Source organism: Bradyrhizobium sp. ISRA464 (genome assembly GCF_029910095.1).
Taxonomy (GTDB): Bacteria; Pseudomonadota; Alphaproteobacteria; order Rhizobiales; family Xanthobacteraceae; genus Bradyrhizobium.
In genome coordinates, this window is the sequence record NZ_CP094526.1 from 6598458 (window position 1) to 6623616 (window position 25159).

Genomic DNA, 25159 nt, shown 5'->3' on the forward strand with positions numbered 1-25159 from the left:
CTAGATTCCGCCCATTGCTGCTCTCCATGGCCAAAACGATCGGAGCGCATCTCTTGCTGGGGAAGCTGCCTCTTTACGGTGCCTGTCAACGGCGGAGGCGATCGCCCTGGACGCTCGCAAAGGCGATGATCCACCTAGATGGCATGACTACGCGCAAGCCTCCACGCGCTAGGTGACGTAGTGGATGACGATGGCGCCAACGTACCATTCCCTACCGTAGCCCCATCAGGTTCAGGCGCGCTTTGGCTTCTCCGTAGCACAAAGATTATCACAAGCGTAGAATCAAGGGCTGGAAAACGCTGCCCGCAAAACCCATGCCATTTGAACCGCGTAATGAGATAGCTTCAAGTATCGGCTACGCTTTTGGGGAAAGTTCGACCGTTTGAGCCGCGATCTTCACGGCTTCGTTGGCGCTTTCCTTGATCAAGTCCGCGCCCTTCTCGGCCACCATGATCGTCGGGCCACAGGTGTTACCGGAGGGCACCGTCGGCATAATCGAGGCGTCGATCACGCGTAGACCGGCAAGGCCGCGCACGCGCAGTCGGTCATCGACCACGGCCATCGGGTCATGACCCATCTTGCAGGTGCCGACAGGATGGTACATCGTACGTCCAGCGCGGCGCGCGTAGTCGAGCCATTCGTCGTAGGTCTGTATCTTCTCTCCGGGAGAGTGCTCGAAGGCGATGTATTTGGCGATGGTGGGATGTTGCATGATCTTGCGCGCGATCTGCATACCGGCCACCGTACAGTCACGGTCGGTTTCCGCGCAGAGGAAGTTCGATTGTATGAGGGGCTCGCTGCTGGCTACCCGTGACTTTATATGGATTGAACCGCGCGAGTCGGGCCGGCACTGGTTTATGGTGACCGTCATACCGGGCTTCAACTCGAGGCGCGTCCGCGGAAACTGCGCAGCGTCGTAGCTTGCGGGCAACACGTGGAACTGCACGTCTGGCGTAGGAAGACCAGGCAGCGAGCGCACAAAGCCGAATACTGGACCGGCCGACCGGGTGAGCAAGCCTGTGCCGGTGAAATAGTATCGTACGATCTCCCGCAGGAGCCGGAGTCCGCGCGCCTGCTCGTTAATGGTGATCGGCTGGTTGACACGCCAGTTCATATCTAGCGCGCAGTGATTGCCATAATTTTCGCCGACCCCTTTGAGTTCGTGGCATACTTCAATGCCCAGATTCTTGAGGACCTCGGGCTGACCAATGCCGGAACGCTCCAGCACGCCAGGCGACTGAACCGCGCCGCAGGATAGGATCACCTCTCGGCCACAGCGCGCCTTGCGCTTCTCGCCATGCAAGGTATAGCCAATGCCGACGGCGCGCTTGCCCTCGAGCAGTATGCGGTTCACGAGTGCATTAGTCTCAATGCATAAGTTGCGCCGGGCTCGCGCTGGATCCAGGAAGGCACGAGCGGCTGACCAGCGCCGACCGTTCTTAATCGTTACCTGATAGTAGCCAAAGCCTTCCTGACGCCCATTATTATAGTCTTTTTTGCGCGGAAACCCACTGGCTTGCGCGGCATCGATGAAGGCGTCGCCAAGAACATGGTGCTCATCGATGTCCCGCACGTTGAGGAGGCCTCCTCTGCCGCGCGACTCGTCTCCGCTGCCCTCGTAGTGCTCCGACTTTTTGAAGTAAGGCAGCAGGTCCGCGTAGGACCAGCCCCAATTGCCTAGTTGACTCCAAGTGTCGTAATCGAGCGGCTGACCGCGCACATAGAGTAAGCCGTTGATCGAGCTGGAGCCGCCGAGGGTGCGGCCACTCGAAAGCGGTAACCGCCGGCGATTCATGCCCTCCCCCGCATCTATCTCAAAATTCCAGCTGAACTTCTTGTGGTTGAGGAGCTTGGTGAAACCGGCGGGGATATCGATCCAAATCGATCGATCACGGGGTCCTGCCTCAAGGAGCAGGACCCTCATGCTCGCATTTTCAGTTAGACGATTTGCAAGGACGCAAGCGGCCGCCCCACCACCGATAATGATGTAATCCCAAACCGGCATCGCCGGATCCTCTCTTCACCCACCTTGCCTTCAATATGCCCGCAACATTGAGCGGGCCTTACAGTTCAAAGCCGAGGGAGCCGCAAGCGCTTATGCAAGGGCCTCGCGTTGCACTTAGGCCAACCCAAGCGTCTTCCCGCCGGGGTAGGAACTTACGCGTTGTCCCAGACCGGATAACCTCCGACAGCACCTCACTTCTCCTTCATTGAGTGCGATGGAATAATTGGATCGCCGGAAACAGGCTCCATTGAGTTCAAGACAACCCGCGACGCCATTCCACAACGTGCAGCGACAGGGGTAGCTCCTTTTCCTAAAGAATCGCCGAGGATTGCCCTCCGAAATTGCGACGCATCCCGCTTGGCTGACGCCGCGGAGCCGCAACATTGGGATGAAATCGGTTAACCTGTAGGTGTGTTCCAAGGTCTTCGTGAATTCAATTTGTTCGATACTTGCGATTTCCTCGAAGGTTAGTCGGCGCGTCACCGGATTGCCAAGATAGCAGCAGAGACGATTCATGCTGACCTTGACCTGCGCGCGAAAACCATCGTTTACGAGCTTCGCGATGTAGTTGGCGCAAACTTCGTTACGCTGAACGTCCTCCATCCCGATTTGATCGAACCCGATGTAAGAGCCAGCATCCACTATCCTTTGATGGTAAGCGTGATCGGGGTTGGTGCACGCGCCGCCAATCGGCACCCTTTACGCCTATGTAGGCAGCGGTGAAGGATTTCCTCTCCCGGTTCTATACCGCCAAGCTCCGGCACACTGACTTAATTACAACAAGCAACCGATGCGATGACAACTACCATTTCTCGCAATTGAAATGTGCCGTTAGTGGATATACGTTTTACTGTCCAGAAATCGCACCGGGCTCTGGGATATCCCGGCACGTCGTGGCTCCACATCCGCCCTTGCTATCCTCGTCGTTGACGTTCATCCTTAGTGCAACGCCGGTCATGCCTCCCTGGGGCGCCCAGACGAGAGCCTTTGCGTTGTGCAAGTGTGAAACGTCGTCGCCGCTTTGGCGACTCTCTCGCCGCTCACCCAGGTTGAGAATAATCCAACCTCAACTACTCTCAAAACCGCAAAAGCAAATTTAATGGTCAAAGGCTTGGTCGCAATTCGGTCTTAGCTGTTGCTCAAAGTTGGCTCCAATCCGCGGGCGCGTGTGTTGATGAGTTGGTATGTTAGTTTACTGCTGCTGTTGTAAGATCGAACTCGCCAATGGGCTCTTCTGCGGTGCTCCGTGGATTGACATTTCTTGTCGTACCCTCAAGTACGCATCTTCATGTGATCCTTTCGTCGGTGGCCTTTGAGACGCTGACGAGTCGGAAGGAATTACTTCAGCACCGAACCTTGTTCGAACACCAGCCCGCACTTGGCTACGCCGCTGAGGACACAGTCCAGTGAGACACAAAACCGAAGATTTGACCAAGAGTGGCAAAGAAAAGCCGGATGGACAGTGCATGCAGGGAAGACGAGGCCCTGGATGCGTCAGCCAAGGCTACTTGCCTCCGGCATGCCCACGCATCATCATCCTTGAGCGGATGCGACTTGAATTGAGAGATAGCGCCCCTAATCCAACACTCCCAATACTCCATTGTTGTGTTCGGTCGCGTCGAGTTGACGACATCCAATGTCCGCAACAGATCCGTGACGCGCAACTATTGTGTCTTCGCGCCCAAAGCTCATATTTTGGTTCACTTTAAGCAAGGCTCAGTTCGTGGCACATCAATTGCTGTGACATAGTGATGGATCCTTATGAGGATGGCAGAATCGCAATCGCCACACGCTGAACTTAGATGGGATCGCTCGACCAATGATAACTAATGCCATCGCGTCGCGATCGTTAATCAGGTACAGCAGGATGCCTTGCCGCTCGGCCGTGGTCGTCATCGGAGTAGGTTAGCGCACGACTGTCGAACCTCTTTTGATTCGGCGCGATCACCACCGGGCGAGAGCGTCATAGGTGAGGCCACTATATATGACTGCAACCGCAATTTACGAACTATTGGCCTATCGAGGGCGGGGCAAACCTAGCAACGGAGCCTTTGATGGCTGCGCGACAGACGCATCTGCATCACGTGCGTAATTTGTTCTTTTGCAACTTGGCACGAGCGCTGATCCCGCCCACGCGAGGCAGGCAAATTTGGCAACGTCAATCTGCGATAGTCGCGGCGCTTATGGACAACTTATCGCGCATTTCCAAACTCTCGACATGGGCACCAAGGCGATGACTTCACTGCCTCAGACCGGAACCGACTGGACTAAGCTCAAAGCTCGGCTGCGCGATATGAAGCAGGGCGACTACGCCTGGAAAGACGGGCGGCTTCCAGTCTATATTTATTATTACACTGAGGAGCTCCTGCGGGTCTCGCAAGAAGCCTACACGGAGTTCTTCACTGAGAACGCCTTGGGCGCCCACGCGTTTCCGAGCGTCGCCCAACTCGAGAGGGAAGTCATCGAGATGGGTATTGATCTCCTGGGCGGGGGCCCGCAAGCCGGAGGTACGTTTACCAGCGGCGGAACTGAAAGCATTTTCCTTGCGTTCAAGACCGCCAGAGATTGGGCACGAAAGGAGAAAGGCATTGACCGTCCCAAGGTCGTGGCGGCTTTCTCCGCTCACGCCGCGGCCGACAAGGCGGCCAGTTATTTGGGGATGGAGGTCGTACGCACCCCGTTGCGAGAGGACTTCCGCGCGGACGTCGGCTTGTTCGAAGCCGCAATCGACGAACGCACGTGCATGATCTACGCCTCGGCGCCGGGCTATCCCCATGGGGTCATCGACCCCATCGAGGAGATTGGAGCGCTCGCCAGGAAGCGCGGGTTGTGGCTGCACATCGATGCTTGCGTAGGCGGTTTTCTGGCGCCCTTTGCACGAGACATCGGCTATCCCATTCCACCCTTCGATCTGTCGGTCCCAGGCGTCAGCAGCTTGTCGGCCGACCTCCACAAGTATGGCTTCGCCGCCAAGCCAGCGTCCTTGCTCCTCTTCGCGGATCGCGAGTACCAGAAGTACCAGGGCTTCGAGTTCAGCAGTTGGCCACGCGGAACTTATGTGACCAAGACCTTCCAGGGAAGTCGGGCTGCCGGACCCGTCGCGTCGGCTTGGGCGGTGATGAATACCCTGGGTCGCGCCGGCTACCGCGACATCGCGCGTGTGATCATGGGCACCAGGGACCGGCTCATCGCCGGCGTCGAACATATCAAAGGTCTTCGGGTCATTCGGCCGACGGATCTTTGTATCCTGATGTACGACTCGATCGATCCGCACGTCGACATCTATGCCGTCGCAGATCGCATGGGCAAGAAGGGATGGTTCGTCAGCAAGTCAATCACGCCGAAGGCGATCCACGTTGCGCTTAACCCGAGCGTAGCTCCCGCTCTCAATGATTACTTGGCCAATCTCGCTGAGGCCGTCGAGCAGGTGCGCAGCACTAAAATAGGTCGGAACGGTCGATCTCCACATTCGATCTGAGGCCAGCGAAACTAGAATCGCTGCCGAATCTGCCGAGTGAGAGGAGCGACGGATTTGGCTTCAATTTTTCGGACAATAAGCGTACGAGATGTAGAATTTGATACCTGACGCGTCTTGTTGGCGACAGCACACATCAGAGGCAGCGCCTTCGCAAGATCATGCACGATTTCTAAGCGTAACGATAGTTCGACCTTGATAAGTCTAACGATCCACTCACGAGATCAACTTTCGGCTCCCCGCCGATCGCTTGACTTGCCCAACTTATCAGTCGAACTTCGTGCGGACGCCTCGGCGACCGCATCAACGCTGTTCTCGCCGCTGCCGGCTATAACTTCGGCCTGCTGCCGCGATGGCTCGCAGAGCTCTTGCGTGTCATCATCCGAGCCTTCTTCGAGACCGTCCCGGCTCGAAACATCGCTTGAGCCGGGCGCCGTGCCAGTTCTTCACGAACGGCGAATTCAACCGTCTCAGCGAGGTCGTCGTCCACACGGACCTCGCTATCCCGTTCCGGGTCTCAAGCCCTCCCAGCCAGATATGTAGAGGCGTTTTAGCCGGGGTTGGCGACCGAAACTGGTCCACGGGCACGCAAAACAAGTGAGCTGCGCCTAACTGATGCAGCCTCGCTGAGCCGCGGTCCGGCCTCGCTGGCATTGAGACACACGACGTAAAGCTCCACTGCATAATACGCTTAGCCGATTATGTCAGCAGTTTTCTACGGGGCAGGGCTTCTACCGGAGATCCACATTGGAAGCCGGACTTGATTGGTAACTTGCCCCCACCATAGCTCAATCCGCAGCAGTATGTTCCAATCGTCGGCGCGGACAGCTGTCATTTCCTTAAGTCCCGCTACGGTCTCAGGGTGGCCACGAGGAGTCCAAGTCGTCGGCGGAGCGAGGGATGCCGCGTCTTCATCATCCGCAAGGCCGCCTCTCCTCGACGCGAGCATCATTCAACGCAAACTTCGCGACCACGAGCTAGCACCGTGTGAAGCCTTTCGATAGCCCAGGTTGACGCTGCCGCGGCGGCCGCGAGGCCTTGCTGCCGAGGGTTCCTTAGAGGTGTGCTTCGCAACCCAGGCATGATCTCCAACCCGGAGCGAAGATTCGATCACAATTAATACAATGAGCCCGCTCGCCAACATTAAACCCCTTGCACTAGTCGCCTCTTTGATTGCGAACGGCTGACGAACAACGCCAGCTACCGCACGCGTTGTACGGCCTCCATCGCTTGACTTGATGGCGCCGAGCGCAAGCATCTGCTCAGGCGAATCGAAAGCTTTGTCGCAGATGCGCGTGTGGCTTATTTTGGGAAGCGCTCGCGCAGCTTGATTTTCCAAAACTTGCCGGTCGAGTTTCGCGGTATGCTCTCGATGATCTCGTAGCGCTCGGGCAATTGCCACTTGGCGAAGCTCTTTGCCAGCAGATGGTCGTTTAACTCCTTTGGTTCGAATTGCTGGTCAGGCTTGAGCACGACACAGGCAAGCGGCCGTTCGCTCCATTTCTCGTCGGGGACCGCGATCACTGCTGCTTCGGCGACCACCGGATGCTCCATCAGCGCTTTCTCAAGGTCCGCCGAGCTGATCCACTCACCGCCGGACTTGATGAGATCCTTCGTGCGATCCGTAATGCGCACGAAGCCAAGCGGATCGATAGAGGCGACGTCACCGGTGCGCAACCAGCCATCCTCTGTGAACTTGTCCAGCGTTAGAGGCACCTCGTGATACGATCCAGTAATGAAGGGTCCGCGCACCTGGATCTCGCCGACGCTCTTGCCGTCCCACGGACGTTCGCCTTCATCATCCCACAGACGCAAGTCCACCAGCGGCACCGGCACACCGGCCAAGGTCGCGCGACGGAACGTCTCGTCTTCACCGGCATCACGCAGTTCGGCCCGGCGGTATGATCTCGTGCAAACCGGCGAGGTTTCAGTCATGCCCCATCCCTGCTCGAGCCAGACGCCATGCTTGTGAAAAGCGCGGATGAGGGTTTCAGGCACGGTGGCGCCGCCTGTTATTCCGTGCATTGCCTTCGGCAACGTCCATCGCCCCTTGTTGGGCGCCCCTTCGGCTTGTGAGGCCTCGAATGTCTGCATCAAGGTCATCCAAATCGTCGGCACCCCGATGGCAAGGGTCGGCGGCTCGACCTGCATCAGATCGAGAAGGTCATCGGCATGCAAATGCGGTCCCGGGAACACGAGCTTCGCGCCAAGATTCACCGCGCCATAAGGGATGCCCCAGGCATTCACGTGGAACATTGGTGTGACTGGCAGCACGACGTCCGTGCTGCGCAAGGCCCAGAACTCGGCAAGACTGGCCACCAACGTGTGCAAGACCGTCGAACGATGTGAGTATATCACGCCTTTGGAGCGTCCGGTCGTGCCGGACGTGTAGCACATCGCAACTGGATCGGTTTCTTCGTGCGGAACATACTCAAAACCGGCAGCATCGCCGCATGCCACTAAGGCCTCATAGTCTTCCATATCCGGCGCAACCTGCCCCCCAGAGAACGGGAACACAATCACGCTGTCGAAGTGATGTAGGTGTGCGAACTGCTTGTACAATGGCAGCAGGATGTCGTCGACGATCAGAAAACGATCTCTGGCGCTCTCCGCGATCCAACCGATTTCGTCTGGCGGCAAGCGCAAGTTCAGCGTGTGCATCACGCCGCCCGCGGCGGGGATGCCGAAGTAACACTCAAGATGGGCGTGGTGGTTCCAGCACAGTGTCGCAACGCGCTCACCCTTCTTCAGGCCAAGCTGCCGCAGCGCTGATGCAAGCGAACGCGTGCGTCGGTAAAACTCGCCGTAGCTGTGTCGACGCAGGCTTTTGTCCGGCAGTCGGGAGACGATCTCGTTTTTGGAGAAGATTTTTCCTGCACGCTCCAACAGGTGATTGAGCGAGAGCGGCACATCCATCATCGTGGCTTGCAACTTGTGTCTCCTTGTTTCGAGGCGATGCAGTGCGGCGAAGCAGCGAACCGTCAGGTCCGCGGCACACGTCGCGGCCGGACAACGACACTGTCAAAGATGCCGGGCACGAAGCGCATTGTGACCTTCCGCCTGGATCTGGGTAACTGATGGCATGCCAGAGGTCCGGGCTTGGCCTGGATGGAGGGCCGTGCGATTCCGGCCGCCCTTTGCTTGACCAGAAACTGATAAAATCGCTGCACGCAAAGCTGCGAATGACCGCACGTCTTTGCTGCTACAATCCGTCTCGAGCACCTTATGCCACCTCGAAAAGGCCGGCCGCTCCCATGCCGCCTCCGACGCACATCGCGACCACGACATACTTCGCGCCGCGGCGCTTGCCCTCGATCAGGGCATGCCCCACGAGTCGCGCTCCGGTCATGCCATAGGGATGGCCTATTGAGATGGCTCCGCCATTGACGTTGTAGATGGCGGGATCGATCTCGAGGTGGTCGCGGCAATAGAGGGCCTGGCAGGCAAAGGCCTCGTTGAGCTCCCACAGGCCGATGTCGCCAACCTTTAAGCCATGTAGCTTTAACAGCTTCGGAATGGCGTAGATCGGGCCGAATCCCATTTCTTCCGGAGGACAGCCGACAACTGCGATGCCGCGATAGATCCCGAGCGGCTCGATGCCGCGCCTCTCCGCCAGCGATCGTTCCATAAGAACGCAGGCTGAAGCGCCGTCCGACAGCTGGCTGGCATTTCCGGCCGTCACAAAACCACCCTCGATCACGGGCTTCAGTCCTTGCAGGGAATCGAATGTCGTATTCGGCCGATTTCCTTCGTCGGCCGCGATGGTTACATCTTCGTAGCTTGTCTGACCTGTTGTTTTGTCGACCACCGCCATCGTGGTCGTGAGAGGAACGATTTCCGCGTCCAATCGCCCGGACTTTTGGGCTGCCGCCGTCCGTCGCTGAGATTCCAGGGCATATTGATCCTGGATCTCGCGGCTGATGCCGTACTTCTTTGAGATAAATTCGGCAGTCTGTAACATCGGCATGTAAGCGTGAGGTACCCGGGCCGTCACGGCATCGTCGTGCGTACGGCCCGTCCATTGGTAGTACTCATTCTGAACAGCGGAGATGTTCTCGAGGCCACCAGCTACCGTCACATTCATGCCGTCAAGCATGATCTGCTTGGCGGCCGTCGCGATCGCCATCAAGCCTGAAGAGCATTGCCGATCGATGGTCTGAGCCGAAACTTGCACCGGGAGCCCGGCGGCAAAGACCCCGAGGCGAGCGACATTCATGCTCGAGGTGCCCGCAGCAAGACAACATCCGATCACAGCGTCCTCGACCTCCGCGCCATCGATTTTCGCACGCTGGACCGCGTGATGGATGGCATGACCAAGAAGCGTTGGCGACTTGATGTTATTGAAAGCGCCCTTGAATGCACGTCCGATCGGTGTGCGGGCTGTGGAAACAATGACTGCTTCGCGCATGATGTCCCTTCGGTCGTCCTTTGCATCTAGATCGATACCGCAGATGCCGGCGCGGGGAGCCGCACGTCCGTCTCCGCTTCGGATACGAGACGACGACTGCTGGTCAGACGCTGCGCCACCGTGACGACAGAGGCGCGGATTTGCGTCACCTCCCCTTCCATCCGAAGCGTTTCTCCGGCGAAGGCCATCGACTTCATCTTGAATGACAGCCGCGTGACGAACGCCTGCGGTCCGGCCCAATCCACGACGGCACGCGCGAACAATGCGCCGAATACCTGCCCGTCGATGACCACGTTCGGCAGTTTCATGGCAGCCCATGCAAAATCGATATCGTAATGCATGCGGTGCCAATCCCAGGTGGCAGCGCCGTACGCCATGAGATCGACCGCGGTGAAAGTCTTCTCCAGCACCGGCAGCGACTCCCCCGCCTGGACCATCGCGGCGCTCCTGGTCGGCTTGATCATGGGTTTCCCATCGGCTGGTAGACGACCGTCTCGCGGTTGATGGCGATCACCTCGCCGGCTGCATCCTTGTAGCGGGCGAGCGAACTGACGAAGAGCTGCGTGCCGCCGCGCGAAGAAGAGCGCTCCACGATGTCTTCCAGCGTCCAGGTGACGGAGATGCGGTCGTCCGGCAGGACCGTTCGCATGAACTGATACTCGTTGCCGGCGCGGATCATGCGGCAGTCGGTGATGGGCAGATGCCACTCGTGGCCAATATAGCCGTTCGCCTCCGGCTTGCGATGGGCGTATTGGCAGGTTTCGCAGACCAGCGTCGGCGGCGCGATCACAGATGGATAGCCAGCCGCCTGCGCGTAAGCTTCGTCGAGGTAGAGCGGATTCTCGTCACCCAGGGCCAGTGCAAAATAGCGGATCGAGGCACGGCCGAGCTCCTCCCGCGCCGGGTAGTTGACTTCCCGGCCGATCGAGGCCTTGAGCTCGTCAGTCAACAGCGCCATGGGTCAGTCCAAAACAGCAAGGGCATCGACATCGATCCGCATGCCGGGTTGCAACAGTGCTTCGCTGATGAGGCCGGTGGAGGCCGGGCGCGGTTCCTGGAGCATCTTCGAGCGTAGCCCAGAGACTTCGCGATAATGCTCGAGCGAAGCGGGCGTCACGTACTCGATGGTCTTGACCAGGTGACGTGGCTCGCCTCCGGCCAACCGGACCAGCTGGAGCACGTTGTTATAGACGTATTCGGCCTGCGCGACGACGTCCCCCTTGTGCAAGACCCGACCAGTCGTCGGGTCGAGGGCGCCTTGGCCCGACATGTAGAGCAGCTTTCCGGCCCGCACCGCCGGGCTGCAAGCCAAGCCGTCGTAGCGCTTCCAGCCGGGGTTCACCGCCACTGGCGTTTCGTGCGTGGCGATGAAGTCGCACTGGACAACTGCCTGTGGATGAAGCAGCCGCGGCATGACGATGTCCACTGCGGCTGGAAAGACAGGACCGAGCCGCTCGTGCCGTACTCGTAGCGCGTTCTCGTAATCAGGCAGCGCACGCGGCGTGATGTATGTGGCGGTCTTCACGACGCGATCGAGACCGATGCCCAGCGCGGACAGCATGCGCGCGGCGCGGTCGTACACGACCTTGGTCTGGACTACGAGGTCGCCGGCGCCCAGGATATTCCCCTGGTCGTCCACAGGCTGAACCGACGGCAGGAAGACGGAGCTGGGGCCAACACCAGGTGCGGCCGCTGCGCTCACCTCGATCTCAATGAAGGCGTCTGATCTGAGCAGGCTTTTCACCGGGACCGTGTTGACCACGGGCTGATATCCGCCGAACAATTCCGCCCGCACCGCCGCAGCTTCCGCATAGCGCTCGATGCCCTCGGGGCGCACGTATTCAACTATTCTGGACACATCGCCGTATCCGAGGCCGCCGCCCTCCAGAATGGCCGCGACCTTGGCATAGACGGTACGCGCCTGCTCGGTCATTCCGCCGCGCACGACCATGCGCATTGTTGCGGCCTCGTACTCGGAGGCTGTGTGGCCTGACAGATAAGTGCCCGCGGATGTTTTGAGCCCGAGGGAGAAGGAATAGCGTTTGTGGTCATACCAGGGGAAGTGGCCTGGATTTATGGGCGTAATGGTCATCGGATCGTCCAACTCGTCTTTGCTGTCGTCGGAGGCGCCCTCAGTAGCTTCGAGGGAGCCCCAGGCGCTCCCCGATAAAGTTGCGCACCATCTCGTTGGAGATCGGGCTGAACGGCCCGAGACGCGCGTCGCGGAACAGCCGCTCCAACGGCGACTCCTCGACCATCCCGAAGCCGCCGAGCACGCGCATGCAGCGGTCGGTGGCGCGCACCGCGACCTCGCTGGCCGCAAGCTTGGCCATCGCAGCCTCCGTCGCGCAGTCGTGACCGTTGCTTTGCAGCCAGGCGGCCTTCGCGGTGAGCAAACGGATCTGCTCGAGCTCGGCGGCAGTGTCAGCCAGCGGATGCTGCACGGCCTGATAGGCACCGATCGGCCGGCCGAATGCCGTGCGGTCCTTTGCGTACTGCAACGCCAAGTCCAGCGCGGCGGCGGTGATGCCAACATACATCGCCGCGCATAGGATGCGCTCCTCGTCCAGGGAACGCAGCAGCGTATGCCATCCACGCCCCAATTCTCCGACCACTGCGTCGGCCGGCGCACGGGCGTCGTCCAGGAACACTTCGCAGGTACAGGCGGCGCGTTGGCCCATCAGCTCGAGGCGGCGCACCTGCACGCCGTCTTGATGCCGGGGCGTCAGCACCAAGGATAATCCGCGCGAACGCTTGGCGCCCTCGGCGGGTTCGGTGCGGCACAACACCAGGATTGCGTCGGCATCATCTGCAAGCGACGTGTAGAGCTTCTGCCCGCGCACCACCCACTCCTCGCCCACAAGCGTCGCCCGTGTTTTCAGGCCGAGGACGTCCGTCCCCCCACCCGGCTCGGTCATCCCGAAGCTCATCAAAAATTCGCCGGCGGCGAGTTTGGGTAGGAGTTCCGACTGCTGCTTCTTCGTGCCGGATTCACGCAACACCCGTGCAGTCATCGAAATGAGCAACCAGTCGGTGGCAAGCGAGGGGAAGCGCCGCGCGATCTCCTCACAGAGGATCGCACCCGTCATCACATCGGCGCCACTGCCGCCATACTCGGCGGGCACCGACAGTCCGGGCCAGCCAAGCTGGGCGAGGCGCTTCCAGAGATCACGCGGTATGCGCCGCGCGCGATCCATCGCGCGAATCTTCGGCTCTTGAAGCTCACGGTCAAAGAAATCGCGCACGCTGTCGCGCAGAACCTCGTGCTCGCTGATGCGCTCGAAGTTCATTGCCGACCTCGATGAAGAAATTCCTCTTTCGTCACCGCCATTACGCTTCCCTTCATCACGCCGGAGAAAAGCTCTTGACGAGCGTTCCGTTTTTCGGTACGTTATTCCGATATTCAATACGATGACTCGTCCTCCCATCAAAGTCAAGGGAGGCGGGTTAATTTGCTTGAGAGAGGTGGAAAATGGACTCGCAAGGAGCAGCCGCGGAAGATCCGGCAGGCCCACTTGAGCGCTACATGCAAATTCTTGAGGTGCTCGCAGCCTTTCCTGGTGCTCTCACCTTGGGCGATGTCGCCGCCCTGCTCGAACTACCGAAGACTACGGCGCATCGCTTGCTGAGAGGCTTGGCCCGCTCCGGGCTTGCCAAGGGCGGAGGAAATCGCCCTTACGAACTTGGTGAGCGCCTGATGAGGCTGCTTCACGCTTCCGCCGATGACGGTTGGCTGACGTCACTTGTACGTCCTCATCTTCGCGCATTGACCGATAGCACCGGAGAGACGTGCTATATCACACGTTTGATGGGTGCGCGCGTTGTCGTCGTTGCATCTCTTTCACCTGACGCGAGATGGCGTGGTTACGTCCAGCCTGACGTCGAGATGCCGATCAACGCCGCGGCATCGGCGAAGGCAATTATGGCGTATCAGTCGAAGGCTGTGATCGAAGAAGCCCTCTCACACGAATTGCCGACGTTGACGGCCAATACACAAAACGATCGCGTGTGGATCGAACAGCAACTTGCCGAGACACGACACCGAGGTTACGCGACCTGCATTGGAGAGATAGATGAAGGCCTTGCCGCGATCGCCGTACCGATAAAGCTTTCGAACGGAATGGTATTGCACTCTGTAGCCATGACAGGTCCCCTGCAACGCATCATGAACGACCAATTGGCTGACAGGCTGAGAGCTTTGCGCGGTGCGGCCGATGCGCTAGCGGCGTCGCTCTCCATCGGAGAGCGATTGAAGCGGACTCGAGAAATCAGCCGCCCTTGAAAAAGCCCAACTTGGTTTCACATCGCCCTGGTCGATAGCAGTGCGATCAGCACGGCCGATCGGGCCGCTTTAGCTTGGGCGGCCGTGCTGTTCGTCGCGAAATCCGTCCGCCGACCCCCACGCTCAGAAGCTGCGGCGCGCGCGTTGACCAGGGGTCACGTCACGAAACTGGCCGCAACAACCGTTGTCGCGCTACTCATTGATTTGTTGCCGGATCGAACGATCGGATACAATGAAGACTGGGCAGCGCCGCATAATCGGCGACGACTTTTTTTCTCTCGTCAGCGACGGGACAACTTCGCCGGCCCGCGGCCGGGCTCCAAGATCAGCCTTGACTCGAGCCTTGGAAAGGCCGTGTGCAGCCCTGGTTTCTTAGCCCCCTTAACAAACCATCGAGGTGGTTCGATAAATTAGAACGACGAAATATTAAACCCATTATGAGGGGTTGAATAGTCGTCAGCTTGGATGTATAAACCCATTAAAGTGGGTGTATAAAATGATCCTGACTATCCAATCCTTCTTCGACGAAGCATGGCACGACGCCGCCGTGGTGGAGATCGAAAAGCCCGAACTAGGGCATAAGGGACCTTCGAAGACGAGCTACGAAATCGAGTACTTCGCGGAGCATGCCGCCCTCGCTTTGGCGGACGGAAAGACGGTGCGGGATCTGCGCGCGTATTCGGTCGCGGCACCCGTGGATCTCGACGATCGATACGCCAACACTTGGCCGGCATTCATTCTGGATTTCGTCCCACAAGGGCGGCAGGCCAGACGCATCGCAGAGTTCATGCAACTCGATCCGAATGCCGCCTCTACCGAAATCGAGCTACTCAAACGGTCCGCCGGCTCCCCCGTCGGAAATCTTCGAGTCAAAGAAGCTCATCTCCTGGAGGTCCAGCGGGTCGCCAAGATGACGCCTGTAGGCGTGACCATGCAAGACATCCTGAGCCATGACGCGACCTTCCTCGAAGTCGCGGATCACTTCTCGATGCTGGCATCCGGATCGTCGGGCCTTCAAGGAGATTGGCCGAAGGTCGCTCTCACTCAGTCGAAGGATGGTCTTTGGTATCCTGCTCCCATGGTGGAGGACCAGGACGCGCGCGCTCATGTCATCGCCAAGCTCCTACGAAGCGCCGAACCTACCGACAAGCGTATCCTCGAGGCCGAAGCCGGCTATCTGAAGGTCGCCAAGGATTTCGGACTGAACGTCGAAGGCGAAAACACCTACGGCGACGGAGTGCTTGTCATTCCCCGCTTCGACCGCCTAGTCACCGACCAAGGACTGGTACGCTATGGCCAGGAAAGCCTCATATCGGCGCTCGGGGTAGCCGAGTTCGGCGCGCGAGCCCGACACGAGACCTATATCAAGCTCATTCAAGACGTTTCGGCGGATCCCTTCGAGGATACGGTCGAATACATACTGCGGGACATCCTCAACCTTGCGATGGGAAACCCGGACAACCACGGCCGGAACACTGCGCTCAGGAAGTTTCCGGACGGACGCATCCGGCTGTCTCCGCTGTTCGACTTCTGCCCCATGAAGATCGACGCGGCCGCGATTCCCAGATCCACGACTTGGGAATGCATGAGGATGAAGAACCGGGACACGAACCCGGATTGGCGCGAAGTCTGCGAGGCCGTGGCCGCTCCGAACGTTCCTGCGGGCCGCCTGATGGAGCGCTTGGCGGCGAAGGAGAATCTTCTGCGTGCCCTCCCCGGCCTCGCAGCACAGCACAAGGTGCCGGAGTCGGTCGTGAAGAACGCAATCGTCAGAAACATCGAAATGGCGGACGGCGTCGCGGCATTGCGCAGCCTTCCCACCCAAAGGTGATCGATATGCCCCGATGGCGTAAACCCACCAAAGAGGAAATCCGCGATCGTCGCGCGGCGGTCTCGGCGAAAGCACGAGCGGGAGAGTTGCGGCTTCCCCACGCGGTCGCGGAGATGCGACATGCTCTCGGACTGTCGCAACCCGAGTTCGCGAAGCTTTTCAAGCTGACGACGCGTCAAATCGCCGAGATAGAGCGCGGCGTGGCAAATCCGACCTCCGAGACGCTTCAGAAGATAGGCCGTGCGTTCGGCTTCCAGATCGGCTTCGTGCCGATCCCGACTTCCAGGCCTGCGCAGAACGCGGAAGCATGATCGCTCTCGGCCCGGAGACCGAGCTATTCGACCTGCTGAAGCCGGCAGCCGAACCGGCCCCGTTCCTACCGCGACCGGCAGCAGCATCACCATCATCATGGTGGTGTCGGAATGCGGTGATCGCGGCGATCATCGCGTTCATCGCCCGTGACGCGACCGTGATCGTCGCACTCGCACCACGCGGACCAAAAGCAGAGATCGACGACGACAAGGCCGCAAAGATCGGGCCGAAGGTCGGAACCTGAATACGCGCCCGCCTCACGATCGCAACGCTCGAGTCCGTGCTGGCGTTCACGGATCGGAGATTGCGAGCCAAACCTGGATCGGACGCTCGACAGCAAGCGTCACGGCTAGAATCAATTACAGGTAGATTAGCTCGCGGGAGCATCCATGCCTGCGAAAACCTGGAGTTCTATTTTTCTGTCTTTTTTCTTTGGGCGGCGGCAGCCGCACAGGGACTTCAGGTCATCGGGAACGGTCCGCAAGGGCCCATTTGCGCCGGTCCGCGCTGCGGTCCAACAATGCATCATGGCCCATCCCGCGCCGCCACCGATGGTGGGTCCCCTGCCGCCTCCCGTAGTCGTTCCGCTTGCGATGCCGCCGCCAGTAGTACCAGCCCAGATCGCTCTCGGCGGTCCGATATCACGCCGATTCGGCCGGGCGCATTGCCGCAAAGGGATCGCCGTCGCGTGCGCCTCAGCTCGAGGGGCCAATGTCGCTGGTTTCGTAGAGTGCACCGGAGCCCAAGTCATCCTTCAGCAGCACGATCATTCTTGATTGCGCTGTATCGTCGAGAACAAACGCGGACTTCGCGCAATGTGCAGCGGCGAAGGCTGGCATCACCCCAAACAGCGACCAACGCGTCCTGGCCAACTGCGCGATGAAATCGGAAGGAGACGAGGACGATTTTATTTCGTGCGCCAGCTCCATCGTCGGGAATCATCTAACGCCAGCAGCAGAAGCGGCTCCTCAACCGCGCCGCAGATGCGAGCGACACGTCGGATGTCGCCACCAAGAACTTCCTCGGTTCGAGACTTACGAAGGAGCAGGCCGTCGCCATCGAGTGTACGGCGGACTCTGGGGCCGATTTCCAGCAATTCGCCTCGTGTGCGGGCACCCGATATCTCAAAATGAACCTCAATCCAGAACAACAGATCGCGGTTAGTGAGTCGTCACAACGGGTGGACAGCCGTATGCGGCGGACGGGTGCATGGTCAGCCGATGGACCGCGAGGGAACTGCAAAAGTGCTTCCAGCACGGCTTTGGCGGCAGCGACGGGTGCTTCAGACACAACGACGATCTTATCGGCAGGAGCGGTTGGGTCGCACGCAGGTTTGGCCAGATTGTCGGGGGCCCTAACTCAGTAGTTCACAATCCGTCCCAGATATTCGGAGGACCCAACTCGGTATTCAACAATCCGTCGCAACTCACCGGCGGACCGAATTCCGTAATCAACAATCCAGGGCAAATTGCAGGTGGCCCGAATTCGATCATCAACAATCCAAGACAAATCAGGGGTGGCTCCAACTCCGTAATCAACAATCCGGGGCAGCTAATACCCAAGATAAAGTTCTAGGAAGCCGAGTGGCGCGATCTATGCGCCGCTCACCTCATTCGCTCGAAGACCACCTCTTCATGTTACCGGACCCTTGTCATGGCGACGAGACGATAAGTCTACTCGCAGCCGTCCAGAGCAGAGGCGGACGCAGGTCCCATGCGCCGCTGTCGTGTGCCAATGGTCATATCGATCCAGCCGCGCCGCTGATCGTAGATCGGCCCACTGATGAGGCTATAATCGAAACTCATCGACCTCTTGTCTGCGGAAATCACCGGCGTCGGAAACTGTAGGCTCGGCGGATTAAGGCTTTCGCGCCCGACTGCTTCGATAGCTTCGATGGCGAACCCATCGCGTGCCTGGATGACGTCATGATAAGATTTCACGGTCTCGCCAGTCAGCGCGTGATCGGTTTGCGTTCTGGAGAGAGCATCCGAAACATGGATGACCTCCGCCGCCTGCTTGGCTCCCTGGACCTGCGATGAAGAGACATCAGGCGGAAGGATGGCGCCGAGCGAAACGACCGGCACTGCGAATTTGAGTCCGTAGACCGGTTGCCCTTCGCGGCTGGTGATCGCACCATAGACGACGCCGATCACGCACCCATGTGCGTCAACGACCGGGCCGCCGCTGTTGCCCTTATCAACGAGCGCATTCGTGGTTATGGCGTCTTGTGCGACTGCGCCCACTCGTCCGTCCAAAAAGTGTGCATCCGGCAAGCCTAGCGGATAGCCGAGCACGAAAAGCAGCTCGCCGACTTTCGCGGGACTGCGCCTCAGAGGAAGGACCGTAAGACGCGAGGGCGGCGTGACGAACCGGAGCAGCGCCACGTCGTAGGAATCGCTCCGCTTGACGAGTTCGAGACGGGACGGCTTTGCATCCGCTGTTGTCGGACCGAGTGTACCCCCCAAGATGAGCGTCGTGTATTTGGCGTCGTCCGGTATCACATGACTCGCCGTCAGGACGTAACCGCTCCGACTGATGACGAAGCCGGATCCGTCTTCACCGTCCATCGAGCCGTCGGCTTTTACCCCGACCGCGTGAATACGAACGACGCCCGGGGCTTCAGTCGCGTAGATCACCGGCCCCGTGTCATCGTTTTGCTGAGCTACCGCCGCCTGCATCGAGCAGACGGTCGCAGTTGCGACAAGCCGGCCGTATCGAGCCCATCGCTTGGCCCGATGCCTCGTTACAAAAGATTTCCGCATCGGAGCATCTATTTGAGCGTTTTTGCGAAGTCGGCGGCGTTACCGTCGAAGACGTCCGCATCGACGGTACGAGCGGTCGGCAGCCCTCCTTTTTCCGCCGTCGCCGTGAAGGTGAATTGCCAGAGATGCCATTTCCCCTTGTAGATGTACGGCTGCTCGACCTTCAGGCCCTTCGAGGACAGGTCGCTGATCCAAACTCGATATTGAGACAGCGATTGCTCGATGCTGCCCGCCTTTCCGATGCGTTCCTCCCACCAAAGTGCGTTCGTGTAGACGATCGGCACTTTGTTCGTTCGCGCTTGAACGACTTTCAGCCACGCCAGAACGCGACCGAGTATCACGGCGCCGTCGGTACCCTTCCAGAAATCCTTCGGCTTTCCATCCGGCCCGAGAATAACCTTTCCGGACGCGTCCGTGCGGACATCCCATTCCACATCAAGGGACGGTGTGAGGTCGTCCTTACCCAACTTCGAACCGACCACATCCAGAAAGTTCTTCGCCTGGTCTTCACCGGCGCCGTCCGCGGAGAGAAAGTGGAAAGCACCCACGTCAATCTTTTTCCCGGCTGGGAGCGCCCGAATGCCATCGAGGTTGGGCTCGAACGAGCGGTCATAGTAGCTGACGCCCTGCGTAGCCTTAAGGTATGCGAAGGCAACCTTCTGATCGGCGAGCAGGGACCAATCGATCTTGCAGCGACATTTGTCTGTCAGATGATGCGAGATATCGATACCGAATATTTGATCGGCGCGAGCATCCTCCTCGAGAACTGGATTGCGCCAGAGCGCATCGTGAGCGAAGCGGAAATTGGAGCGAAAAGCGAACTGACTGAACTCGCCGGCCGGAGTTTGTCCTTCGACGACCTGCCCCATGAGTTCGAAGAGCTCGCCGCGCGATGCATCGCTCGTCAACGGCGTCTTGCCTTCCTGGCCCGAAGCGACTGGCGGGCTCATGACGATAATGAGGGAGAGAACGATTATCGTCCGAACTGGACAATTCCACCAACGAAATGATTTAAACACGATCCCCTCCTAACAATAAGGTTTTATGGTAATGTCCATACAATGGAACGGCAACTAAGTCCGCGCGCTTTTTTGCTCCCGATCCCGCCGAGTTCGGCGTCAAGAGCCAGGTCAAGACCGCGTCGTGCTCCCGCCTTAATCCGCCGAGAGATGAGAATTGACAAAGCGGGCGGACCGAACGCGTTACTTCGCGCGTCGCAGCCACCGATCACGGCACGACTACCGTGGGATTGCTTGCGAGGACGGCGGCGGCAAGCTTGGCCGGATCGACTTTCTTATCCACGGCCCACGCGGCGACGCTCCCGATCTGAGCCGCTGTCTCGGGCACTACGTCCCTAGCGGATACGGCGGATCGAACATCACGACCGGACGCTTCGGCGGCACTACTCAGACGGCGGGATCGCTCGGACATGCGTTCTACCGCGGCCGGCGCGGCGCACGCTCCGCGCTCACCGGTCGCTCGACGGAGGAGATCGCCACTGCGATCATCGAAGCGGTCAAACCCGTCGACGGTACGCTGGACGCCGAAGCCGAGCGCGCCTCGATCCACGACGCGATGTCCGAGCTGCTGGCGGAATACCCGGACGCGGATCTGCTCGATCTCTCGGACGACGAGCGCAAGTTTGTCATCGAGAAGTTCACCGCCATCGACGTCGCCCAACGCTTCGCGTTGGATGTCGGCAAGCACCTGCTCGAGAGAGCGCCGACCGCGGCCGTTGCAATGGCGCGCCGCGAGCAGATGAGGGCCTACATCGCCGAGACAGTCGCCGCTTCGTTCCGCAACCTGAAGTCCGCTGGAGGCACCCTCACGACCGGGCGCGTCGCACGCGTCGTTCAGGCCGCGCTTGGGCGAGCCAGAGCCTGTGTAAACGAACATAGGCGCAATCATCAGCATCGAGCTTGTCGACGTTCTCCTTGAGCTGGTTGCCCGAGTAGATCGCAGACTTGCGGCCGAGGCGCTGCTCGACCGGGCGCAGGAAGGAGACGTCCTGCGTGATCGTCGAGAAAGGCGCCTCCTCGTCGCTCGAGATGGATATTGCTTTCCCGCCGCGTCGTGGTCCAGCAGGAAGCTCACTGGCGGCTCAAATACTGGCGCGAAATAAAACACCGGGCCACGACGGCAACACTGGAGAGGATGGTTCGTTTACTTTGCCCCGTCGTCCCTGTTCGTCTCGGGTCTGCTTCGTTGATTGATACGATCCATCTCGCGTCGCAGGACCTGTAGTTCGATCTGCGTCTCCTCGAGTTGGGTTCGCAACCGCTGGACCTCATCTATGGATCCCTTTGCACCGATGGCGTCCACCGCCGTCCGAAGGTCCTTTACGTCGTCTTGCGCTCTCTTGGCATCGGACGCCGCTTGTGTCGCAGCGATCGAGACGCTCGACGCAAGATTGACTGCGGCGATCACGTTGGCCTTCACGGACTCGAAGAACGAAAATAGGCCAATGACGAGGCCAGCGACCGCCAACAAACCGCCTCCGACGAAGATCCTGTTCGTCCGCTCCGCCCTCGTTGCTGCATCGACCGCATCCTTGGCCTGAGAGCGGGCTTCGGCGACCACTAACGGAATCGAGCTCCGGATCGGCCGATTTTTGCTGGCCCGATCGAAATAGTACTCGGGCGGCTGGTCGTTCTTGCGTGGCTCGATCGGCTCGAACTTCTCCTTGACGCGATTCCTGACGATCCCTTCCGTCGCCTTGCGCGAGGTCTTGGTGAATTCCATCCAAATCAGACCTTCGTCGCCGCGTATCGTGTATTCGTCCGACGTCAGATTATGAAGAGGAATGAGCAGCTTGCCATGAAATCCTGGGTCTACCAGGGGCCCGGTACCCAGAAGGAGCCCGCGGTGAACGCGGGTGATCCGCAGGTTGAAGCGTACCGCGATGTATTGGGGTAGACGGAACGTGATGTCGACCTGGACATAGCTAATGGAGTTCGGAGGCAGCGTGATGGTGCCATCCTTCTCGATTGGCTTGGAGATCTTCTCGCCTTTCTCGTCCCAATAGATGAAGCGTCCGCCCGCGCCGACCTCGTAGGAAGCCGACTTGAGGTGTCCTTCAGCGAACGGATGTATCATCCCGGTCTGCCGAACGTATGCCTTGACGTCCTCGGATGACAGCAAGGCGCGCGGAATGTCCGGGAATGGATCTATGTCCTTACCCCCAACCAGGTATCGGGCCGAGCGAGTTTCGGCTACAGCTTCGCTGTCTGCGAAATCGACTTCCGCCAAGAATGTCGGCGGGTCCTCGCCTGGCTCCTGAGCCTGTTCATCGCTGGGAGGCGACATTTGAAAGTCCTCATGCTGGAAGCGGCGCTTTTGCTGGCCATGTCGGTCGGCGTCATCGGCGCGACGGTAGTGTCATACGTCGGCGCCACCCTCTTGCGCAACGTGCGAGATGACGTCGAATCCCTGTTGCGGAGTTTGCCGACGCGGGCTGCGGAAGAGAAACTTGAGGCTAGAGAAGCAAATAGACTGAAGGCGAGGAACGAACTCATCGTGCTCGTCGCGGTCCGCAGCGCCCCTGGGACCATACTCGCTCTCTTGGGGTTTTTCCTCCTTTGCTCACTGTCCTCGCGCGTGCTCGACATCGTAGCGGCCGCGCTGCGGGCATCCTGAGCGGCGGAGTCCGGGACGAATTCGGACTCGACCGGGAGGAAACGGCACGAGAATTTAGGCAGATCGAGGTCGCTTCGCTTGCCGAGAAGCCAGCGAACGTGCCTATCTGGGCGCTCGCAAAATTTCTTGTCGGGTCATCGCACCGACATCGGATCAAGCGCGGCTAGTGCAAAGTTGGCATACATGAGATGAACTACCGTCACGAGTTTCACGCAGGCAATCATTCGGAGGTCTTCAAACATGCCTTGCTGTGCGCGCTGATCGACCGGCTTCAGTTGAAGCCGAGGCCAATCTGCGTGGTCGATACGCATGCCGGATCCGGCCTGTATGACCTCGAGTCACCTGAGGCCGCAATGACAGGCGAGGCCGATCGCGGGATCCGCCTCGTCTATCCGAAGCGGACGCGGGCCCTGCAGAGATATCTCGGAGTCGTCGAACACTTCAATCCAGACCGGCTGCGGTTCTATCCAGGTTCACCGGCGATCGTTCGTCATATGCTCCGCCGCGACGACCGCTTGGTCGCCTGCGAGTCGGAACCCGGACCGGTCGCGCGCCTCAAGGATTTCATAGGGGGCGACAGCCGCGCAGCTGTCCACCAGCGAGATGGCTTCGCCGCGGTTTATGCCTTCGTTCCGCCCAAAGAACGGCGAGGCCTCGTCTTCATGGACCCCCCCTTCGAGGATCCGGACGAACTCGCCCTCGCGGCCGAGGCGCTCAATTCCGGGCTCCGCAAATGGCCGACAGGGACCTATGCCCTCTGGTACCCGATCAAAGGACGCAGTCAAATCAACAAGCTCAGGAAGCTCGTCGTCGCGGAAGTCCCGACGTTCTGCGTCGAGTTTCTCGCCTATGCGAAGAGCCAGGAAGGGCTGATCGGGAGCGGCGTCGTCATCTTCAATCCACCTTGGCAATACGAAAAGGACGTGCACGCCATATGTAAGGCCCTTCAGCCGATCTTCGAGGGGACCGGTTCCGGATACTCGACCGAGTGGTGGGTCAGGCCGAGCTGAACTAGTTCATCCGCCACTTATCGCATTGATCCGAACTGATGGCGTGGATGGCTGCCATCAAGTTGCGCCAGCGCACCGCCGAAGGTACGTCCCGTCGATCCACGCATCTCTCCGCGCGCCGATCGAGCTCCGCCAGCGCCTTATCAGCGCCGAAGCGCCCGATCAGTCGGGCGGCTCTGCGCCACACTGCGGGGACCAATTGAGGAGAAATGCCTTGACCCGATGCAGCGCTTTCGTCGATCACATCCATAGTGACCGTCATCTGGCCGAATGAGGCAATCAGTACTCTTCGAACGATCATGAGCCCTATATAGCAGCCGAACGGAGGCAATTGAATAGGATTCGATACCTGTGTGTGCGACAATCGCCTATGTGAACGTCTCGATCAGGGTCTTTTTGCCTTCGCAAGAGCTTTCCTAGCCCGCTTCCTTGGTGGGGAATTCAGCTTCTCCAACTGCGCATTTAGCTCGTTCATGCGGACATTTAGTTTTTCGTTCGCGTCTTTCAATTCGGCCGATTCGTCAGCTAAGCTCTTGTTGTCTGCCGACAACGTTGTGATTTTCTCGGCCATCGCCTTCGCATCCGTCGAAATCGACGCGATGAGTGATTGGGAATTCTGCACCATCGATGTGAACTGCTGGCCGATTTGGTAAAGTCCGAAGGCGATGCCTGCACCGGCGACAAGGGCAGCGATCAGCCCTATATTTTGGATGTTTCTTGCGCTCTTTTCGGCCTTACGCGCCGAATCGGCCGATTTTGCAATTGCGTTCGGGATCGAGCTTTGAATCGGATTTCCGGCATTGGCTTTTCGCAGGTATTTGTCAGGATCCAGGTATCGTTTGTCGGGGGGAAAACCCTTGAAACTCCGCGCGTCTCGCTGGGCAGCTAGATCGTCTTCGACCTCCGGTTGATAACCGAACGAAGTTTTGGTGAACTCAATCCATATCAGAGCTTCGTTCGTGTCGATGGCGTAGTCGGTGGACGTGAGGTTATGGAGAGGTATCAAAAGCTTTCCATGGAATCCCGGATCCACCAAGGGCCCCGTACCGAGGAGCAAGCCACGATGGACATGCGTGATCCTCAAATTGAAACGAATGGCAATGTAATTCGGCAACCTGAAGATTGGCTCGACTTGAGCGAACACGATGGAATTTGCTTCCAGAACTAGTGGCGTCCCTCTCTTGACGATTTTCGTTTGCCTCCGTCCCTTGCCGTCCCACCAGATCACTTCCCCGCCTATGAACACTTCGTAGGAGGCCGACTTGAGCTGCTTCTCGGCAAACGGCCACATCATTCCCGTGACGCGAGCATAGTCGGCAATCTCGAATGAGGAGAGCAGGGCACGGGGGACGTTGGGAAATGGATCTATATTCTCGAACCTGATGGCACGGGCTTTGGCGTCGTCACCGTCCTTTGGTAGATTCGCTAAATTCATTGC

21 protein-coding genes and 1 pseudogene are annotated in these 25159 nt (G+C 59.1%); 9 read left to right on the forward strand and 13 right to left on the reverse strand.

What is annotated here, in order from left to right; genetic code table 11:
• Window positions 1–355 precede the first annotated feature (355 nt).
• Window positions 356–2005 carry a GMC family oxidoreductase N-terminal domain-containing protein gene (locus tag MTX19_RS30775; RefSeq protein ID WP_280980635.1) on the reverse strand — a complete coding sequence of 550 codons (1650 nt, stop codon included), beginning with the start codon at window positions 2003–2005 and terminating at the stop codon, window positions 356–358.
• A 2149-nt stretch (window positions 2006–4154) separates the two neighbouring features.
• On the opposite strand from MTX19_RS30775, the gene MTX19_RS30780 reads away from it, so the two are divergent.
• On the forward strand, window positions 4155–5483 hold the full coding sequence (locus tag MTX19_RS30780; RefSeq protein ID WP_280985618.1) for an aminotransferase class V-fold PLP-dependent enzyme: 1329 nt from the start codon (window positions 4155–4157) through the stop codon (window positions 5481–5483).
• 281 nt (window positions 5484–5764) lie between these two features.
• A pseudogene (locus MTX19_RS30785) lies at window positions 5765–5905 on the forward strand (IS5/IS1182 family transposase); the annotation flags it as partial.
• An 877-nt stretch (window positions 5906–6782) separates the two neighbouring features.
• On the opposite strand, the gene MTX19_RS30790 reads toward MTX19_RS30785, so the two are convergent.
• The 6 genes from MTX19_RS30790 to MTX19_RS30815 form a co-directional block, all read right to left on the reverse strand.
• Window positions 6783–8411: a long-chain-fatty-acid--CoA ligase gene (locus MTX19_RS30790; RefSeq protein ID WP_280980637.1), complete on the reverse strand. Its 1629-nt coding sequence runs from the start codon at window positions 8409–8411 to the stop codon at window positions 6783–6785.
• Window positions 8412–8703: 292 nt separating this feature from the next.
• Window positions 8704–9888: an acetyl-CoA C-acyltransferase gene (locus tag MTX19_RS30795; protein WP_280980638.1), complete on the reverse strand. Its 1185-nt coding sequence runs from the start codon at window positions 9886–9888 to the stop codon at window positions 8704–8706.
• Window positions 9889–9914: 26 nt separating this feature from the next.
• Window positions 9915–10352, reverse strand: a complete 438-nt coding sequence (locus MTX19_RS30800) for a MaoC/PaaZ C-terminal domain-containing protein (RefSeq protein WP_280980639.1) — start codon at window positions 10350–10352, stop codon at window positions 9915–9917.
• Window positions 10349–10846 (reverse strand): MaoC family dehydratase N-terminal domain-containing protein, encoded by a 498-nt coding sequence (locus tag MTX19_RS30805; protein WP_280980640.1) that lies wholly within the window; start codon window positions 10844–10846, stop codon window positions 10349–10351. Before MTX19_RS30805 ends, MTX19_RS30800 begins: the two co-directional genes overlap by 4 nt.
• Window positions 10847–10849: 3 nt before the next feature.
• A complete protein-coding gene (locus tag MTX19_RS30810; protein ID WP_280980641.1) occupies window positions 10850–11980 on the reverse strand; it encodes a RidA family protein in 1131 nt (376 codons plus the stop codon).
• A gap of 40 nt (window positions 11981–12020) precedes the next feature.
• Window positions 12021–13178, reverse strand: coding sequence for an acyl-CoA dehydrogenase family protein (locus MTX19_RS30815; RefSeq protein ID WP_280980642.1), 1158 nt, complete (start codon window positions 13176–13178; stop codon window positions 12021–12023).
• Between the two features lie 182 nt (window positions 13179–13360).
• Here MTX19_RS30815 and MTX19_RS30820 point away from each other — a divergent pair, with 182 nt between their 5' ends.
• From MTX19_RS30820 to MTX19_RS30835, 4 genes are all read left to right on the forward strand, one after another.
• Entirely contained in the window at window positions 13361–14170 is an 810-nt protein-coding gene (locus MTX19_RS30820; RefSeq protein WP_280980643.1) for an IclR family transcriptional regulator C-terminal domain-containing protein, read from the forward strand.
• A gap of 496 nt (window positions 14171–14666) precedes the next feature.
• Window positions 14667–16001 carry a HipA domain-containing protein gene (locus MTX19_RS30825; protein WP_280980644.1) on the forward strand — a complete coding sequence of 445 codons (1335 nt, stop codon included), beginning with the start codon at window positions 14667–14669 and terminating at the stop codon, window positions 15999–16001.
• Window positions 16002–16006: 5 nt separating this feature from the next.
• Window positions 16007–16312: a helix-turn-helix transcriptional regulator gene (locus MTX19_RS30830; RefSeq protein ID WP_280984927.1), complete on the forward strand. Its 306-nt coding sequence runs from the start codon at window positions 16007–16009 to the stop codon at window positions 16310–16312.
• Window positions 16309–16557 carry a hypothetical protein gene (locus MTX19_RS30835; protein ID WP_280980645.1) on the forward strand — a complete coding sequence of 83 codons (249 nt, stop codon included), beginning with the start codon at window positions 16309–16311 and terminating at the stop codon, window positions 16555–16557. The genes MTX19_RS30830 and MTX19_RS30835 overlap by 4 nt, the downstream gene beginning before the upstream one ends.
• 451 nt (window positions 16558–17008) lie before the next feature.
• On the opposite strand, the gene MTX19_RS30840 is transcribed toward MTX19_RS30835, so the two are convergent.
• From MTX19_RS30840 to MTX19_RS30850, 3 genes are all read right to left on the reverse strand, one after another.
• Window positions 17009–17242 carry a hypothetical protein gene (locus MTX19_RS30840; protein ID WP_280980646.1) on the reverse strand — a complete coding sequence of 78 codons (234 nt, stop codon included), beginning with the start codon at window positions 17240–17242 and terminating at the stop codon, window positions 17009–17011.
• A gap of 744 nt (window positions 17243–17986) precedes the next feature.
• On the reverse strand, window positions 17987–18991 hold the full coding sequence (locus tag MTX19_RS30845; RefSeq protein WP_280980647.1) for a serine protease: 1005 nt from the start codon (window positions 18989–18991) through the stop codon (window positions 17987–17989).
• A 92-nt stretch (window positions 18992–19083) separates the two neighbouring features.
• Window positions 19084–20094, reverse strand: coding sequence for a GH25 family lysozyme (locus MTX19_RS30850; protein ID WP_280980648.1), 1011 nt, complete (start codon window positions 20092–20094; stop codon window positions 19084–19086).
• Between the two features lie 157 nt (window positions 20095–20251).
• Here MTX19_RS30850 and qatB point away from each other — a divergent pair, with 157 nt between their 5' ends.
• On the forward strand, window positions 20252–21013 hold the full coding sequence (gene qatB, locus MTX19_RS30855) for a Qat anti-phage system associated protein QatB (RefSeq protein WP_280980649.1): 762 nt from the start codon (window positions 20252–20254) through the stop codon (window positions 21011–21013).
• A gap of 225 nt (window positions 21014–21238) precedes the next feature.
• Here qatB and MTX19_RS30860 read toward each other — a convergent pair whose 3' ends face one another.
• Window positions 21239–22381 (reverse strand): hypothetical protein, encoded by a 1143-nt coding sequence (locus MTX19_RS30860; protein WP_280980650.1) that lies wholly within the window; start codon window positions 22379–22381, stop codon window positions 21239–21241.
• 12 nt (window positions 22382–22393) lie between these two features.
• Between MTX19_RS30860 and MTX19_RS30865 the strand changes: the two genes are divergently transcribed.
• Window positions 22394–22711, forward strand: a complete 318-nt coding sequence (locus MTX19_RS30865) for a hypothetical protein (protein WP_280980651.1) — start codon at window positions 22394–22396, stop codon at window positions 22709–22711.
• Between the two features lie 188 nt (window positions 22712–22899).
• Window positions 22900–23721 carry a 23S rRNA (adenine(2030)-N(6))-methyltransferase RlmJ gene (gene rlmJ / locus MTX19_RS30870; RefSeq protein ID WP_280985619.1) on the forward strand — a complete coding sequence of 274 codons (822 nt, stop codon included), beginning with the start codon at window positions 22900–22902 and terminating at the stop codon, window positions 23719–23721.
• Between the two features lies 1 nt (window position 23722).
• On the opposite strand, the gene MTX19_RS30875 is transcribed toward rlmJ, so the two are convergent.
• Entirely contained in the window at window positions 23723–23971 is a 249-nt protein-coding gene (locus MTX19_RS30875) for a hypothetical protein (RefSeq protein ID WP_280980653.1), read from the reverse strand.
• A 135-nt stretch (window positions 23972–24106) separates the two neighbouring features.
• Window positions 24107–25156, reverse strand: a complete 1050-nt coding sequence (locus MTX19_RS30880; RefSeq protein WP_280985620.1) for a hypothetical protein — start codon at window positions 25154–25156, stop codon at window positions 24107–24109.
• Window positions 25157–25159 lie beyond the last annotated feature (3 nt).

Coding starts and splice junctions, on each gene's coding strand:
- MTX19_RS30775 (WP_280980635.1), bottom strand. CDS start 2,005: ATGCCGGTTTGGGATTACATCATTATCGGTGGTGGGGCGGCCGCTTGC.
- MTX19_RS30795 (WP_280980638.1), bottom strand. CDS start 9,888: ATGCGCGAAGCAGTCATTGTTTCCACAGCCCGCACACCGATCGGACGT.
- MTX19_RS30800 (WP_280980639.1), bottom strand. CDS start 10,352: ATGATCAAGCCGACCAGGAGCGCCGCGATGGTCCAGGCGGGGGAGTCG.
- MTX19_RS30805 (WP_280980640.1), bottom strand. CDS start 10,846: ATGGCGCTGTTGACTGACGAGCTCAAGGCCTCGATCGGCCGGGAAGTC.
- MTX19_RS30810 (WP_280980641.1), bottom strand. CDS start 11,980: ATGACCATTACGCCCATAAATCCAGGCCACTTCCCCTGGTATGACCAC.
- MTX19_RS30815 (WP_280980642.1), bottom strand. CDS start 13,178: ATGAACTTCGAGCGCATCAGCGAGCACGAGGTTCTGCGCGACAGCGTG.
- MTX19_RS30820 (WP_280980643.1), top strand. CDS start 13,361: ATGGACTCGCAAGGAGCAGCCGCGGAAGATCCGGCAGGCCCACTTGAG.
- MTX19_RS30825 (WP_280980644.1), top strand. CDS start 14,667: ATGATCCTGACTATCCAATCCTTCTTCGACGAAGCATGGCACGACGCC.
- MTX19_RS30830 (WP_280984927.1), top strand. CDS start 16,007: ATGCCCCGATGGCGTAAACCCACCAAAGAGGAAATCCGCGATCGTCGC.
- MTX19_RS30835 (WP_280980645.1), top strand. CDS start 16,309: ATGATCGCTCTCGGCCCGGAGACCGAGCTATTCGACCTGCTGAAGCCG.
- MTX19_RS30840 (WP_280980646.1), bottom strand. CDS start 17,242: ATGGAGCTGGCGCACGAAATAAAATCGTCCTCGTCTCCTTCCGATTTC.
- MTX19_RS30845 (WP_280980647.1), bottom strand. CDS start 18,991: ATGCAGGCGGCGGTAGCTCAGCAAAACGATGACACGGGGCCGGTGATC.
- MTX19_RS30860 (WP_280980650.1), bottom strand. CDS start 22,381: ATGTCGCCTCCCAGCGATGAACAGGCTCAGGAGCCAGGCGAGGACCCG.
- MTX19_RS30865 (WP_280980651.1), top strand. CDS start 22,394: ATGCTGGAAGCGGCGCTTTTGCTGGCCATGTCGGTCGGCGTCATCGGC.
- rlmJ (WP_280985619.1), top strand. CDS start 22,900: ATGAACTACCGTCACGAGTTTCACGCAGGCAATCATTCGGAGGTCTTC.
- MTX19_RS30875 (WP_280980653.1), bottom strand. CDS start 23,971: ATGGATGTGATCGACGAAAGCGCTGCATCGGGTCAAGGCATTTCTCCT.
- MTX19_RS30880 (WP_280985620.1), bottom strand. CDS start 25,156: ATGAATTTAGCGAATCTACCAAAGGACGGTGACGACGCCAAAGCCCGT.